Origin of the sequence: Neobacillus sp. 114 (assembly GCF_030127045.1) — a bacterium.
Taxonomy (GTDB): domain Bacteria; phylum Bacillota; class Bacilli; order Bacillales; family Cytobacillaceae; genus Neobacillus; species Neobacillus rhizophilus.
On record NZ_CP126144.1, the window covers coordinates 1815800 to 1830945 of the forward strand.

Genomic DNA, 15146 nt, shown 5'->3' on the forward strand with positions numbered 1-15146 from the left:
TTTTAGCTTGCCTTTTTCGAATTTATAAAGGCGAAAGGGGTGCAGGATAAATGAAGTCCATTTTACTTGAGGTTGCCAACCACATAGCGGTTGTTACGCTCAATCGCTCTAATGCGCTGAATGCCTTTAACCATGAAACTTTAATGGAATTGCAGGATACAGTTGAGGAAATACGCGTTAATTCGGATATACGGGCTGTTGTTTTTACAGGTGCAGGGGAGAAGGCATTCAGTGTCGGTGCAGATTTAAAAGAACGCAAAAGTCTGTCGGATGAACTGGTGAAGCGTAATCTATTTAAAATCAACGAATGTTTTAATGCAATTGACCAGCTGCCGCAGCCGACGATAGCGGCGATTAATGGATTTGCCTTTGGCGGCGGGATGGAGCTTGCTTTGGCTTGCGATTTTCGGTTTGCCGCAAGCGGTGCCTTGATGGGGCTGACAGAAACGAGTCTTGCCATCATTCCTGGGGCAGGGGGAACACAGCGGCTGCCGCGCTTGATTGGGCAGGCGAAGGCGTTGGAGCTGATTTTAACTGCTAGGAGGCTAACGGCAGATGAAGCCTTTAGCTATGGCATTTTAACAAGAGTGGTAGAAGGTAATGAGCTTTTGGCTGAAAGTCTCGCATTCTGCACACAAATCATTGCTAATGGTCCAGTGGCCCTACAGCAGGCGAAATTTGCGGTTAAACAGGGGATGAATACTGATTTGAATACCGGGCTGCAAATTGAGCGCAAGGCATATGAGGTAACGCTCCCGACAGAAGACAGAATCGAGGCACTTCAGGCATTTGCAGAGAAAAGAAAACCGGTTTTTAAGGGGAAATAAGCTAGTTTTTCAAATTCGGTCACGTAGATGTTTCTGCGTGGCCGAAACTATTTTAGCAGAAAAAAAACACGAAGTTCTATTTCCTGTATTTTTAACTAAACTAAATATAGAGGGTTGTACACAAAGGGGGACAAATCATGGCGAGAAAAATGGGGGTCTATGCGGTTTTGGCCTTTGTTTTATATGGCTTATTCTTTTACTGGTATTTATTCCAGTTTGCCGACCCGAAGCTTCCGTTTGAATATGAAGGAACAAATGCGGATCCGGCAACTTTTTTAAATGGAAGAGAACTTAGTTTGAGTGAGGAATATTCGAAAATTAGAAATCTACTGTTTTTCCTGTCTACTCCGCTCGAATGGCTGATTTATTTTTTGATTTTATTATTTGGCTTGTCGAAGGCATTCAAACGCTGGGCCGAGGACTCAGTGAAACATAAACTGCTGCACACCCCAATCTACCTATTTTGGTTATCCTTGTTTGCCTTTATTGCGGTATTGCCATTAAGCTATATCAGCTATTCTTTATCAAAAACGTATCATATTTCAACGCAATCCTTCCCTTCTTGGATGAAGGACGAACTGATTGATTTCTGGCTTAATTATGCAACATGGCTCATTATTGTTCCAGTTTTATACTGGCTAATGAGAAAAAGCCAAAAACGTTGGTGGCTTTACCTGTGGATATTATCGGTTCCTTTCACTCTATTTATGATGTTTATTCAGCCTGTCATTATCGATCCATTATATAATGACTTTTATCCTTTGAAAAACAAAGCATTAGAAACCAAAATCCTGACGTTGGCCGATAAAGCCCATATCCCTGCGGAGCACGTCTTTGAGGTGAATATGTCGGAAGAAACAAATGCCATGAATGCCTATGTTTCCGGGATTGGCTCCAATGCGAGAATTGTTCTTTGGGATACAACCTTAAATAAGCTCTCAGATGAGCAAATTTTATTTATTATGGCTCATGAGATGGGGCATTATGTGGAGAAGCATATATATTGGGGAATTGCCGGCTACCTGCTGCTTTCGCTTTTCGGGTTGTATTTAACCTACCGGCTGATGAATTGGGCTGTTGCCCGCTTTGGTAAAGAACTGAAAATTTCGGACACAAAGGATATAAGGTCGCTTCCGTTATTTTACATGATTATTTCAATGCTGTTATTTGCGTCAAGCCCGCTGTCCAATTTTGTTTCGCGATATCAGGAAACAAGGGCTGACACCTATGCGATCGAGATGACGAAAAATCCGGATGCCGCCATCACATCATTTCAAGAGTTGACCCGCAACGGCTTAAGTCAAGTCAACCCGCCGATGCTGGTGAAAATTTTCCGCTACACCCACCCGCCAATGCTGGACCGAATTTCCAAACTGGAAGAATATGAGGTCAAGCATCGAACAGAATAAAATTTTATTAAATAAAGCTGAGGATCATTGATCTTCAGCTTTTTCGCTTGACAAAAAGAAAAACCGTCAATGACGGTTCAATGTAGAAATTTTTAAGTTCCGAACTTTTTATTGATTTCCCTAAGCTGGCGCGATAATTGGAGAAATAATTTTTTGTCCCGCCGATCAATAGCCGAGTCAATTTTCCGCAGCAATTTTTCCTTTTCAACCGTAAGCTGGATTTCCGATAAAAGCATGTCGATGTAGAGGTCCTGGACGAAATTCTCTTTCCTTTGGTTCCGTTTCATGGCAGCAACTTTCATTAAGTCCGTGTAGGATTTTTCATTCAAGAAAATCACCTCTGATGCTTTTTTTTATTATATGGAGTTTTTAGTATATTATCAATAATATTTATAATTTTCGTAAAACTTTTTCCTTGACAGGATTTGTGAATAATTTAGTAACAATTCAGAAAAGTAAATGCTTTGGGAAATAAAAGTGTTAAGATATGGTGGAAGTCATATGAATAGGAGTTGACGAGTTTGAAAAAACAAATAGAAGAGTATGAGATTAATTCATGTACCATGTTTTTGGCACCAATGGAATACGGAAGTAAAGTATACACAAAGATTATTGAGGTGGATGATGAATTTATTTCACCTTTTAAACCATTAGACATCATCAAAAAAAGCTGCGACTATTTTGGCGTCGATTATGAAAGTAGAAAGAAGGGGACTAGACAACTAATTGGATATTCCCGTAAGATTCCTATTGCCATTGAGCCTGCAAACCATATTTTCTTTTTTCCAACCACATCACCGAGCCGCCCCGAATGTATTTGGATTTCACATGAGCACGTTGAGAATTACCGTCGTGTAGGGCCTCATCAAACTCAAGTTACTTTCCAAAACAAACAAACGCATCTTTTTTCAGTTTCATTTGGGACTATTGAAGGCCAAATGTTAAGAACGGCCTTATTAAAAACAAAGCTCCTCCAAAGAATCGAAGGTAATAAAAAAATGACTTACATATTTAATGCTCCAAAGCCTATTAAAGCCTCTGAACATTCACATGATTATAAATAAAAATGACTTTGTGGCGGGTTAACGGGACAGGTGTTTTTTTAATAAGTAGGTTTCCATTAATTCTTGGACCTTATTGCGGATGCGCGGATTAAAATAATTATGATGCTCTTCATAACCTTTATAGATAAACATGTACATGGTAAAGGCATCGTCCCGTTTGGTTTCACTAACCTGAAGCTTATTCTTTTTCATATATTGCTTTACCTCGGCTAATTCCCCTTGAATAGCCTTCATCGTTTCTTCGATTAACTCCAAATATGGCTTTTTTAATTTAAATGGACTCTTTTCCACCACATTCAAATCCCTATTTAAGATCGTTAAAACCATCGGTAAATAAATGGCCTTTTCCATCATATCACGGTCATTCTCCGGAATTCGCGTCATAATAAGATCTCACCCTTCATTTTATGCGAACCTGTGTTCCTGTTTTTATTTTACAAAAAAGAAAACAGAAATGCAATACTGCTGCCACGCTTCTAGCTTTGCTTTAGGTGAGCTTTTTAATTGAAATATTCGACAAATTCATGAGAAAGTTTTTATTAATAGAAGGATATCTGATAGGGGAAAATGAATTAAAGAAGAAACGAAGGATAGAAAAAAACAGTCATATATAGTGGTGAAACCAAAAATACATAGATTAAGGTGATAAACATGCGGGCTGATAAACATCGAAATAAGAAAAGGAGAAGATGGAAATCCATATTATTGGTGTTATTACTTTTAATTGGGGCCGGAGCGGCTTACTCCTATTTTCAATATAAACAGGGAGTCAATCAATCATTAAAAAAAATTGATAATGAAACGAAAGAGCAAAAGGTAGTGTATAAATTTAATGGACAGAAGGACCAGTATGGCGACACAAATGTTCTGATGCTCGGAAGCGATTCGCGCGGGGAAGAAAAAGCTCGCTCAGATACCATCATGATTGCCCATTACAACGAGGACAAAGGGACTTTTAAACTTACCTCAATTATGCGCGACAGCTATGTGGCCATCCCTGGGCATGGCAAGCATAAAATAAATTCTGCTTTCGCCATTGGCGGTCCGGAGTTAATGAGACAAACGATTAAGCAGAATTTTGATATTGATTTGCAGTATTATGCGATTGTTGATTTCCAAGGGTTTGTCCAGCTGATTGATGAAGCGTTCCCACATGGGGTAGAGATCGATGTGGAGAAGAAAATGTCCGCATATGTTGATCCGCCGCTGCAGCCCGGGCTGCAAAAGTTGAATGGCCAGCAGATGTTAAGTTATGTTCGCTTCCGTCATGATGCCATTGGTGATTTTGGGCGGGTCGAGCGGCAGCAGAAGGCAGTTAAGGCCATTGGTGACCAACTAAGTGCTATTCAAACCCTTCCAAAGCTGCCAAAGCTAATAGGTGTGGTAACTCCGTACGTTAATACAAATATGAAAACATCGGATATTCTCTTTATGGGTAAAGACTTCTTCGCCGATAAAAGAGGAAGTGTCGAAACATTACGGATCCCTGTTGATAACAGTTTTGAAGAGACGCGTGTTAAAGGGGAGGGCGCCATTTTGGATATAAATCTTGCAAAAAATAAAGAGGCGCTTCACCAATTTATTACAAAATAATACTTGTCTAGGATATAAAATAGAATTAGAAGTGGGTAGGAGAACACGGATGGATTTTGAAACATTTAGAGCTTGGTTTACACTAGAAAATATCATGAACCTTATTCAGGACTATAAAGCCCTTGGGCCTCTGCCTGGAATTCTGTTGACGATACTTGAAGCCTTCCTGCCGTTTCTCCCATTATTTTTATTTGTGATGGCCAATGCCAGTGCTTTTGGGCTCTGGCTGGGATTTCTGTATTCCTGGCTGGGTGCCTGCATTGGCGCACTGCTAGTCTTTTCGTTCATCAGAAAATATAGTCAAAAACGATTGCTTGCCTTTTTGCCGAGGCACCAGAAAGTCCGAAGGCTGATGGACTGGGTGGAGCGGCATGGGTTTGGCCCGTTGTTTTTGCTGCTTTGTTTTCCCTTCACACCATCTGCAGTGGTTAATATTGTAGCTGGGCTTTCGAAGCTAAGCTTTGCCCAGTATATGCTTGCTGTATGCATTGGAAAAATGGTGATGATTTTTACCATTAGTTTCATTGGATATGATATTCGCTCCTTGGTTACTCAGCCGTTTCGGACGATTATTGTTTTTATTATCATTTTTATTCTTTGGGTCGCTGGAAAAAGAATTGAAGCAAGACTAAACAAAAATGTTAAAAATGATCATGTAGAGGAGAAGCGCCAGGGGAAAGAGCTAAAAAAACGGAGGGGATAAAGTGAGGAGTGAATGGAGACAGGAAGGAATCGAATGGGTTAAGGCTTTTGCAATCGGTATTATTATTTTCGTTTTTATTCGAACATTTTTTTTCTCGAATTACGTAGTTGAAGGTGAATCGATGATGCCAACGCTCCAGGATGGGAATAAACTTGTTGTTAACAAGCTGGGCTTTCAAACAGGCGAACTGGAAAGATTTGATGTTATTGTTTTTCATGCTAATGAAAAAGAGGATTTTGTCAAACGGATTATCGGCCTCCCCGGCGACAAAATTGAATATCGGGATGACCAATTATTTATTAATGGCCATAAATATGAAGAACCTTTTTTAAAGAAGTATAAACAAGAGTCGCTTGGTATGAAATTGACTGGTGATTTCAGTTTAAAAGAGATTACCGGTGAAGATAAGGTCCCTGAGGGGAAATTATTTGTCCTTGGCGATAATCGTTTGGGAAGCTGGGACAGCAGACACTTCGGATTCATTTCAGAGACGCAAGTGGTCGGTAAGGTCGACTTGCGGTATTGGCCGTTAGATGAAGTGGACGTTCATTTTTAATATTTTTTCGTTTCTGAACACGATAGTAAGCTATCGTGTTTTTTGTCTTTTTAAGCTTAGTTTTACCATTTTTGGCTTTAATCTATCACTGGCTATTGCAAACGTTTGTACTTCTTTTATGATAAAATGAAGGATACGTAGTTAGGAGAGGACGGAGGGGAATACATGTCATTAAGAATGGTAATCGGACGGTCGGGAACCGGCAAAACGGCCATGTTTTTTAATGAAATTACCAGCAGCCTTTCGGAGAACCCGGAAGGAAAGCCGATTATATATATTGTTCCTGAGCAAATGACCTTCATGTCTGAATATCGTTTAGCAACAGACACAAATATTGGCGGAATGATTCGCGCCCAGGTATATAGTTTTCCGCGCTTGGCATGGAGAATCCTGCAGGAAACAGGCGGAATCAGCCGGATGCATTTAAGCACTGTCGGCATGAGTATGCTAATCCGTAAAATTATCGATGAAAAGAAGGAACAGCTGAAACTGTTCAATCGGGCAGCGGATAAAAATGGTTTTATTCAGCAGGTAGAGCAAATGATTACGGAGCTTAGGCGGTATTGTATAAGCCCTCAGGATCTTGCCCTAGGTTCATTCCGGATGGAAGCGGAAGGTTCTTCTGCTTCAAAATCCTTGCAGGATAAATTGAGTGATGTGGAACTGATTTATCAAAGGGTTGAGGATGAAATCTTCGGTAAATATTTGGATTCCGAGGATTATTTTCGGCTGCTTTCTGAGAAAATTTCCTCCTCCCACTATTTAAGAGATGCGGAAATTTATATTGATGGTTTTTACAGCTTTTCTCCACAAGAATATCAAGTGATAGCGGAGTTAATGAAGCGTTGCAGGAGAGTTTCGGTTGCGCTGACAACCGATTCCATTAAGGTTGATTCCGGACCGGATGAACTAGATTTGTTTCGTGCTTCGAGCGAAGCTTGTTTTACAATCAATGAGATAGCAAAGATCGAAGGGATAGCGGTTGAGCAGCCTGTTATTCTTAGAGGATCAAAAAAATGGTCTGGGAGCGTCTTAAGTTACCTAGAGGAACATTTCGATGCCAGGCCTGCTGAGCCCTATCACGAAAAAGCAAATTTAAATCTATTCCAAGCTGCTAACAGAAGGGCTGAAATTGAAGGAATTGCCCGTGAGATTCGTGATTTAGTCCGATTAAGAGGATACCGCTGGCGTGATATTGCTTTATTGGTTCGAAACGGCGGGGAATATCATGAATTAGTGGAACCGGTGTTTACCGACCATCAAATTCCCTTTTTTATTGATCAAAAACGGACGATGCAAAGCCATCCGCTAGTTGAACTGATTCGTTCTACGCTTGAAGTCATCAATTCTTATTGGCGCTATGACCCGGTCTTTAGGGTAATAAAAACAGAGTTAATCTATCCGCTTCAGGAAAACCCTGTGAAAATGCGTGAACGAATGGATAGGCTGGAAAACTATTGTTTAGCTTACGGAATAAATGGAAGCAGCTGGACGAAAAAGGATCGCTGGACTTATCGGCGTTACCAAGGACTAGATGTAGAGCAAAATGTGCAAACAGATGCTGAAAGAAAGATGGAACAAGAACTGAATGAGCTGAAGCTTATGATAACAGCTCCTATTCTTCGGCTGTCTAGAAGATTGAAAAAGTCGGATTCAGGCAAAAAATTTTGTGAGGCCATCTATTTATTTTTAGAAGAATTAGATGTTCCGGCTAAGCTTGAGAAATGGAAGATAGCTGCGGAAGAAAAGGGGAATCTGGTTAAGGCACGAGAGCATGAGCAGGTTTGGAATGCAGTAATTGATCTCCTTGACCAGTATGTGGAAATATTGGGTGAGGAGCCTGTTTCTTTAAAATCATTTGCAGCCATTTTGGAGGCCGGTTTTGAATCCATGCATTTCTCCCTAATTCCCCCGGCCCTTGACCAGGTTTTAGTAGGTGATTTGGAGAAATCGCGGCTGAATGATGTCAAAATTGTTTTCGTTGTTGGCGTGAATGAAGGTGTTCTGCCGGCGAAAATCGCTGACGAGGGGATTCTTTCAGACGAGGATCGGGAGCTGCTTGCAGTCGGCGGCATTTCGGTTGCGCCAAGCAGCAGAATACGCTTGCTGGATGAAAGCTTTATTGCCTATAAAGCCTTTACCGCCCCAACAGATATGCTTTATATCAGTTATCCGCTTGCAAATGATGAAGGAAAAGCGCTAATTCCTTCTTCATACATTAAGAGAATAAAAGATATGTTTCCGGAGGTTACTGAACGGCTGCTGAGTATCGACCCTTCACAGGTTTCAGAAGAAGAGCAGCTGACCTTTGTTTCCAATACTGGCGCTACTCTTTCATACCTTAATGCCCAGCTTCAATTGAAAAAGCGGAATTATGGGATTCCTGACCTTTGGTGGGATGTCTATAACTTTTATATGGATGGCCAGTGGAAAGACAGGGCACAAAAAGTATTTTCTAGTCTTTTTTATGCTAATCAAACTGTAAAATTGTCAACGGAGACAGCTGATAACCTGTATGGGGAAACGATTCAGGCCAGCGTTTCAAGAATGGAGCTTTACAACTCGTGCGCCTTTTCCCATTTTGCTCAGCATGGGCTGAAGTTAAAGGAACGGCAAATTTTCCGCCTTGAAGCCCCAGATATTGGGGAGCTGTTTCATGCGGCCTTAAAGCAAATAGCAGACACAGTTACTGAACAAAATTTATCATGGGCAAGCTTAACGAGAAAACAATGTGAGGAGCTTTCGAAAGATGCTGTTAAAAGCCTGGCACCTAAGCTGCAAAATCAAATCCTATTAAGCTCGGAGCGCCATCATTATATTAAACGAAAGCTGGAGCAGATTATTACCCGGGCTTCCGTGGTATTGAGCGAGCATGCAAAGGTTAGCGGCTTTTCGCCAATTGGCTTAGAATTAGGCTTTGGCCGGAATGAGAAGCTTCCGCCTTTATCCTTTACATTAAAAAATGGAAAACGGATGGAACTGGCGGGAAGAATAGACCGGGTTGATCAGGCTAAAGCCGAAGATAGCAGCATCTTTTTGCGGGTCATTGATTATAAATCGAGCGAAAAGGATGTCAATTTAACCGAAGTCTATTATGGACTTGCCCTTCAGATGCTAACCTATCTTGATATTGTTATGACTCATTCAAATGAATTAGTTGAGATGAAGGCAAGCCCGGCAGGTGTGCTCTATTTCCATGTGCATAACCCCTTTGTCCAGTCGACGAAAATGCTGACCATCGACGAAATTGAAAAGGAAATCATGAAAAAGTTTAAAATGAATGGTTTAATGCTTGGAGATCAGCAGGTCATCCAGCTTATGGATCAAACGCTTGAATCAGGTGACTCGCAGATTATCGCTGCCGGAATCAAAAAGGATGGACAATTATCAAAAAAATCAAAGGTTGCTAGTTTGCAAGATTTTGAGGATCTAAAGGTTTACGTTCGCAATTTATATCAGAAAACAGGAAATGACATCATGGAAGGCCGTACGGATATCGCGCCATATAAGTTAAAGGACAAAACGCCATGTACTTTCTGCGCCTTTAAATCTGTCTGTCATTTTGATGAATCGATTGAAAATAATCATTATCGTATTCTTTTCCCGCGTGCCAAGGATGAGGTACTCGAGTTAATCAGGAAGGAGCTGCATGAGAATGAGTAAAATCGTTATTCCCAAAAAGCCTGAAGGCGTAACCTGGACGGATGACCAATGGAAAGCCATTCAGGCGCGTGATAAGGACATTCTTGTTGCGGCTGCAGCGGGTTCGGGTAAAACGGCAGTGCTGGTTGAAAGAATGATCCAAAAAATCCTTGCTGAAGAAGACCCCATCAATGTTGATGAATTGCTCGTGGTTACATTTACGAATGCCTCCGCGGCGGAAATGCGTCATCGAATTGGAGAGGCATTGGAAAAAGCAATTGACAATGACCCTGCTTCAAGGCATTTAAGAAAGCAGCTCAGCTTGTTGAATAAAGCATCCATATCAACACTGCATTCTTTTTGTATGGAGGTCATCCGCAAATATTATTATCTGATTGATGTCGACCCTGGTTTCCGAATTGCGGATGTCACAGAAGCGCAGCTACTCCGGGATGAAGTGTTGGATGAGCTGTTTGAAGAGGAGTATGGGAAAGAGAATAATGAGGCATTTTTTAGATTAGTAGACTCCTTTACAAGCGACCGCAGTGATGCTGCCTTAATGGAAATTGTGCTTTCCATTTACGATTTTGCCCGGGCAAATCCTTCACCACAAGGTTATTTGCAGTCACTTGTGGATATGTATGACGTTTCTGCTGTAAAAAATATCGAGGAGCTGCCCTTCGTTCAATTGCTTCTCTTTGATATTGAGCTTCAATTAGAGGCTGCCAGAGATATGATTTTAAAAGCTTTAGAGATTGCCAAGCTGCCGGGCGGGCCGGCTCCGAGAGCGGAAAATTTTCTCGAGGACCTGCAGCTAATCGACTCTTTGATGCTGGCAAAACAGGAATCCTGGACTATTCTCTATGAGGCTATGCAGGCATGGTCATTTTCAAGAGCGAAACAAGTCAAAGGTGACTCTTTTGATAAAGAATTGACGGAAAAGGCTCAAAAGCTTCGGGATAAAGCAAAGAAAAAGCTTCAAGATTTGAAGGATGAACTTTTTTCGCGAAAGCCTGATAGCTTTTTACGGGATATGGATGAAATGAAGCCACTGATTCAAACGATCGTAAGTCTTGTAAAAGAATTTTCTGTTCGCTTTGAAAGTGTAAAAAAGGATAAAGGGCTTGTCGATTATGCGGATTTGGAGCACTATTGCCTTGATATATTGACAGGTGAAATTACGGTAGACGGGGTTTTTCATCCTTCAGAGGCAGGACTTGCCTACCGGCGTCATTTTAAAGAGGTGTATGTGGATGAGTACCAAGACACCAACATGGTTCAAGAAACGATTTTAAAACTTATCGCGAAAGAGGACGAGGCCAAGGGTAATTTATTTATGGTCGGGGATGTAAAGCAATCCATCTATCGCTTTCGGTTAGCGGAACCCAACCTGTTTCTTTCAAAATATAATCGATTTCGGCTCGATGGGGAAGCTTCAGGATTAAGAATTGATTTAGCCCGCAATTTCCGCAGCCGTAAGGAAGTCCTTGATGCGACAAACTATATTTTCAAACAAATCATGGGTGTAAAGGTCGGGGAAATTGAATACGATGAAGCTGCTGAATTGAAAAAAGGAGCTCCCTATCCTGAGGATCAGCCATTTCCTGCTGAGCTGATTCTGATTGACCAAAATCGTGATACCGATGGATCAGAATCGGCAGGGGGGATTGATGATGATTCCCAGCCTGCTGAATTCGATCAGATCGATCTTGAACAATCACAGCTGGAAGCACGGAAGATCGCGGCCAAAATAAAGGAATTAGTGGAAAATAGGGCTGAAGTGTATAATCCAAAAACGAAGTCAGGCCGGCCGGTTATGTATCGGGACATCGTCATTCTACTCCGTTCCATGACATGGGCTCCGCAGATTATGGAGGAATTCAAGCAACAAGGGATACCAATTTATGCCAACCTATCAACTGGTTATTTCGAGGCTTCCGAAGTGGCCATTATGATGTCGCTGCTGCGAATCATCGATAACCCGTTTCAAGATATTCCATTAGCGTCAGTGTTGCGGTCACCCATTGTGGGCTTGAACGAGGAAGAGCTGGCGCAAATCCGATTATGCAAGAAAATCGGATCATTTTGGGAAGCTGTTCATTCTTTTTGCATGAGTAAACCAGCTGAACACTCTGAATTCTTTTATGAAAAAGTTCGGCACTTCTACGATATATTGAAGGAATGGCGCTCAGTGGCGCGGCAGAGCTCGCTTTCAGAGCTTATTTGGCAGCTATACCGCGATACTCATTTTTATGATTTTGTCGGTGGTCTGCCGGGAGGAAAGCAGCGGCAGGCTAACCTCAGAGCCTTATATGACAGGGCGCGGGCCTATGAAAAAACCTCCTTTCGCGGTCTATTCCGCTTTTTACGCTTTATTGAACGGATGATGGAGCGAGGCGATGATCTTGGGGCTGCAAGAGCACTTGGGGAGCAGGAGGATGTTGTCAGGGTTATGACCATCCACAGCAGTAAAGGGCTGGAATTTCCAGTAGTTTTCATGGCAGGAATGGCTCGAAGCTTTAACATGGCGGATATACGTAATCCATATTTACTTGATAAAGAATATGGGTTTGCATCTAAATATGTTAATCCGGAAAAGCGAATCTCCTATCCGTCTTTGCCGCAAATTGCCTTTAAGCGTAAAAAGAAAATGGAGATGCTGGCTGAAGAAATGCGTGTATTATATGTGGCCATGACAAGGGCAAAGGAAAAGCTGTATTTGACAGCCACACTAAAAGATGCCAGAAAGAAAATCGATCAGTGGAACGACTCCGCTAATCATCTGGATTGGCTGCTGAAGGACTTTGAACGGGCTTCGGCCACAAGCTATATAGACTGGATCGGGCCGGCTATAATCCGTCACCAGGACAGTGGAGTATTAAAGGCTGTAGGTGCGGCAAATGACCTGGTTCCTGAGGAAATCACCCAGCATCCTTCCTCCTGGAAAATAGCCATTATGCACGCAGATGAGATTCAAAACCAAGTAATCGTTCAGGAGGAAGAAGAAAACCACTATTTAGATCTGGTCATGTCAGGGAAAAAAGTTCCCCAGTCCTCCGCACTCTCTGATGAGATAGCATCCAGACTATCATGGGTATATTCGTTTCCAGAGGCTTCTATTCATCGCTCAAAGCAATCGGTTTCGGAGATTAAACGCTTCTCGGAACTCAAAGATGAGCAAAGCGGTACAGACATTGTCCGCAGAATGAAGAAACCGATTCTGAAGCGGCCGAGGTTTATGCAGGAAAAATCGATCACTCCTGCGGAACGCGGGACAGCCATGCACATGGTCATGCAGCATCTTGATTTGACTAAACCTGTTCAGGCGGAAAATATTACCGAAAAGATTTACTGGATGGTAAATAATGAATTATTAACACTTGAACAGGCAGAAGTAATTCCGGTTGAGTTAATTGTTCAATTCTTTCAAACGGAATTGGGAAGAAGATATTTTCAAGCTGCTGCGATCCATCGTGAAGTTCCCTTTACGCTTGCCTTGCCTGCAGGGGAGGTTTACCCTGATTGGAAGAATGAAGAAGAATCCGTCTTTGTCCAAGGAATCATCGACTGCATTCTCGAGGATGAAAGGGGTCTTGTCCTCATCGATTATAAATCAGATGGAATTACCGACAGGTTTAAAGGCGGGGTTGAACAGGCAAAACCAATTCTTGAAGAAAGATACAAAGTGCAAATTAATTTATATACAAAAGCAATCGAACAAATTTGGAAAAGAAATGTAAGCGAAAGATATTTATTTTTCTTTGATGGTGCCCATATTTTAAGGTTTTAATAAAAACATAAAATGACATAAACCTAATTTGAAGGTTTATGTCATTTTTAATTGTTCCCGACAATTGGCTGGTCAAGCAGCTTTGTATCAACCACATTGGTCCCGCTAAGGCCATTGTTGGCAATCACTACTCCACCAGTATTGAACCCTCCAGAACCCGCGGCAGTTTTCGAAGTGGATTTTGGCGAAATATAAAAGGTATCTCCAAATTGCACGATTCCGCCGGAAACATTAACAATCTGAACTGGTCCTATAATTGCAGGCATTTATAACATCCTTTGCAAAAAAACTTGTTGATCGCGTATCTCTTACCGCAGATCCTCTTCATGTCCATGTGGAAGGAGCTGCCGGATATGTTTTACACGTGCTTCCATTGAAACATTCCTCGTATTACCGACATTCAGTACGGAGGCATTGGAAATTCCTACGATATCTATTTTCTGAACCTTTATAACAGGATTGGAATGATGCGACCTGATGGATATGTTTTCATTAATCGGCAGAAACGGAATCGGTTTTGTCGTTACCGGAAATGAAGGAGTATTCCCTTCTTGACCATAAAAGATTTCCGCTTCTCTTTGAACGGCAAGAGCCCGAGAGAATGCATCTAAAATGCAGGAATCACCCACCTGAATAATGGAGGAGAAAGAGACAACCTTTGTACCTAAAAAATCGACTTTAGATATTCGTTCAAGCATAACCAGGAGTCACATCCGGTGCAAGCGGAACGAAGGGGCCGATGATTAAGGATTCCGGAGGAGTATCAAAAGCACTTGCCAACTGGATGGTTTGAGTATCGCCCACCATGACCAATGAAGAGCTTGCAACCCCGGTGATTTTAATATTCCCTACACAAATATCCCTGTTATAGACTTCAAAAATCATTCCTTGTTCATTCCTTTCATATTATCAGGTATATTTTGCAGAAAAACGAATACGCCATTTTGAATTTCCTTTTTTATAAGTTCTATAATTTGTTCCTCAGTTGTATTTACATCAATTGTCCGGTCTTGGCTCAATGCCTTAAAATGAAAATCAATCCTGTTCGGAAGCTGTTTCATAATATCATCCCGAATGAAGCTAAAATAGGATTCATTTGGCGGGATAGCCAGCTGATTTTGGGCATTTTCAATAATTTGCGGCAAATCTGATTCTAAATATTGATAAATAGCCTCTTCTATTTTCATTGTTCTTTGCATGAAATCCTGGGGTGTAATTGGAGCCTTAGGAGATTGATTTTGAACCGCAAAATCCTCAATCCCGGAAAGGTCATTCGGATTTAACCCAATCGTTAATGTTCCTTCAAGTGTTTCCACCTTTAACTGGTCAAATTTGTATTCAATTCTCTCCACATTGATAGGCGGCTTTTCATTTAACTTTTTGATTTCATCCTTCATTTGTTGAATAGCCCTTTCTAATGAAGCAATTCGGTTTTCCTGTTCCTGAACACTCCGAACCAGCCATTGAATATATTGGTTCAAATCCTGATACATATATCTCACCTCACTAGAAAATTACTTTTTCCTGTTAAGTAAATATATGCAGCAGCAATGGTATTCTGG

General features: G+C 41.4%; 14 protein-coding genes. 8 read left to right on the top strand and 6 right to left on the bottom strand.

What is annotated here, in order from left to right; all coding sequences use genetic code 11:
* Positions 1-50 precede the first annotated feature (50 nt).
* Both QNN06_RS09070 and QNN06_RS09075 read left to right on the top strand, forming a co-directional pair.
* A complete protein-coding gene (locus tag QNN06_RS09070) occupies positions 51-827 on the top strand; it encodes an enoyl-CoA hydratase-related protein (protein WP_217032972.1) in 777 nt (258 codons plus the stop codon).
* Positions 828-964: 137 nt separating this feature from the next.
* The gene (locus tag QNN06_RS09075; protein WP_284037489.1) at positions 965-2236 is read left to right on the top strand and encodes a M48 family metallopeptidase; all 1272 of its coding nucleotides are present in this window, start codon (positions 965-967) and stop codon (positions 2234-2236) included.
* Between the two features lie 92 nt (positions 2237-2328).
* Here QNN06_RS09075 and QNN06_RS09080 read toward each other — a convergent pair whose 3' ends face one another.
* Positions 2329-2565 (bottom strand): IDEAL domain-containing protein, encoded by a 237-nt coding sequence (locus tag QNN06_RS09080; protein WP_213116667.1) that lies wholly within the window; start codon positions 2563-2565, stop codon positions 2329-2331.
* Between the two features lie 192 nt (positions 2566-2757).
* On the opposite strand from QNN06_RS09080, the gene QNN06_RS09085 reads away from it, so the two are divergent.
* Entirely contained in the window at positions 2758-3300 is a 543-nt protein-coding gene (locus QNN06_RS09085; RefSeq protein WP_284037490.1) for a competence protein ComK, read from the top strand.
* A gap of 18 nt (positions 3301-3318) precedes the next feature.
* Here the strand turns inward: QNN06_RS09085 and QNN06_RS09090 are convergent, their stop codons facing one another.
* Positions 3319-3684 carry a YhjD family protein gene (locus tag QNN06_RS09090; protein ID WP_213116666.1) on the bottom strand — a complete coding sequence of 122 codons (366 nt, stop codon included), beginning with the start codon at positions 3682-3684 and terminating at the stop codon, positions 3319-3321.
* 267 nt (positions 3685-3951) lie between these two features.
* Here QNN06_RS09090 and QNN06_RS09095 point away from each other — a divergent pair, with 267 nt between their 5' ends.
* From QNN06_RS09095 to addA, 5 genes are all read left to right on the top strand, one after another.
* On the top strand, positions 3952-4893 hold the full coding sequence (locus tag QNN06_RS09095) for an LCP family protein (protein WP_213116665.1): 942 nt from the start codon (positions 3952-3954) through the stop codon (positions 4891-4893).
* Between the two features lie 49 nt (positions 4894-4942).
* Positions 4943-5596 carry a TVP38/TMEM64 family protein gene (locus tag QNN06_RS09100; protein ID WP_213116664.1) on the top strand — a complete coding sequence of 218 codons (654 nt, stop codon included), beginning with the start codon at positions 4943-4945 and terminating at the stop codon, positions 5594-5596.
* A 1-nt stretch (position 5597) separates the two neighbouring features.
* Positions 5598-6152 carry a signal peptidase I gene (lepB, locus tag QNN06_RS09105; protein ID WP_213116663.1) on the top strand — a complete coding sequence of 185 codons (555 nt, stop codon included), beginning with the start codon at positions 5598-5600 and terminating at the stop codon, positions 6150-6152.
* 165 nt (positions 6153-6317) lie between these two features.
* Complete coding sequence (gene addB / locus QNN06_RS09110; RefSeq protein ID WP_213116662.1) at positions 6318-9815, top strand: helicase-exonuclease AddAB subunit AddB; 3498 nt, start codon at positions 6318-6320, stop codon at positions 9813-9815.
* Positions 9808-13584, top strand: a complete 3777-nt coding sequence (gene addA, locus QNN06_RS09115) for a helicase-exonuclease AddAB subunit AddA (protein ID WP_284037491.1) — start codon at positions 9808-9810, stop codon at positions 13582-13584. The genes addB and addA overlap by 8 nt, the downstream gene beginning before the upstream one ends.
* A gap of 47 nt (positions 13585-13631) precedes the next feature.
* Here addA and QNN06_RS09120 read toward each other — a convergent pair whose 3' ends face one another.
* The 4 genes from QNN06_RS09120 to gerPC are packed head-to-tail and all read right to left on the bottom strand — an operon-like array spanning position 13632 to position 15077.
* Positions 13632-13850 (bottom strand): spore germination protein, encoded by a 219-nt coding sequence (locus QNN06_RS09120; protein WP_213116660.1) that lies wholly within the window; start codon positions 13848-13850, stop codon positions 13632-13634.
* A 42-nt stretch (positions 13851-13892) separates the two neighbouring features.
* On the bottom strand, positions 13893-14282 hold the full coding sequence (locus QNN06_RS09125) for a spore germination protein GerPE (RefSeq protein WP_213116659.1): 390 nt from the start codon (positions 14280-14282) through the stop codon (positions 13893-13895).
* Positions 14275-14469, bottom strand: coding sequence for a spore gernimation protein GerPD (locus QNN06_RS09130; RefSeq protein ID WP_213116658.1), 195 nt, complete (start codon positions 14467-14469; stop codon positions 14275-14277). The genes QNN06_RS09125 and QNN06_RS09130 overlap by 8 nt, the downstream gene beginning before the upstream one ends.
* The gene (gerPC, locus tag QNN06_RS09135) at positions 14466-15077 is read right to left on the bottom strand and encodes a spore germination protein GerPC (protein WP_213116657.1); all 612 of its coding nucleotides are present in this window, start codon (positions 15075-15077) and stop codon (positions 14466-14468) included. The genes QNN06_RS09130 and gerPC overlap by 4 nt, the downstream gene beginning before the upstream one ends.
* Positions 15078-15146: the final 69 nt, after the last annotated feature.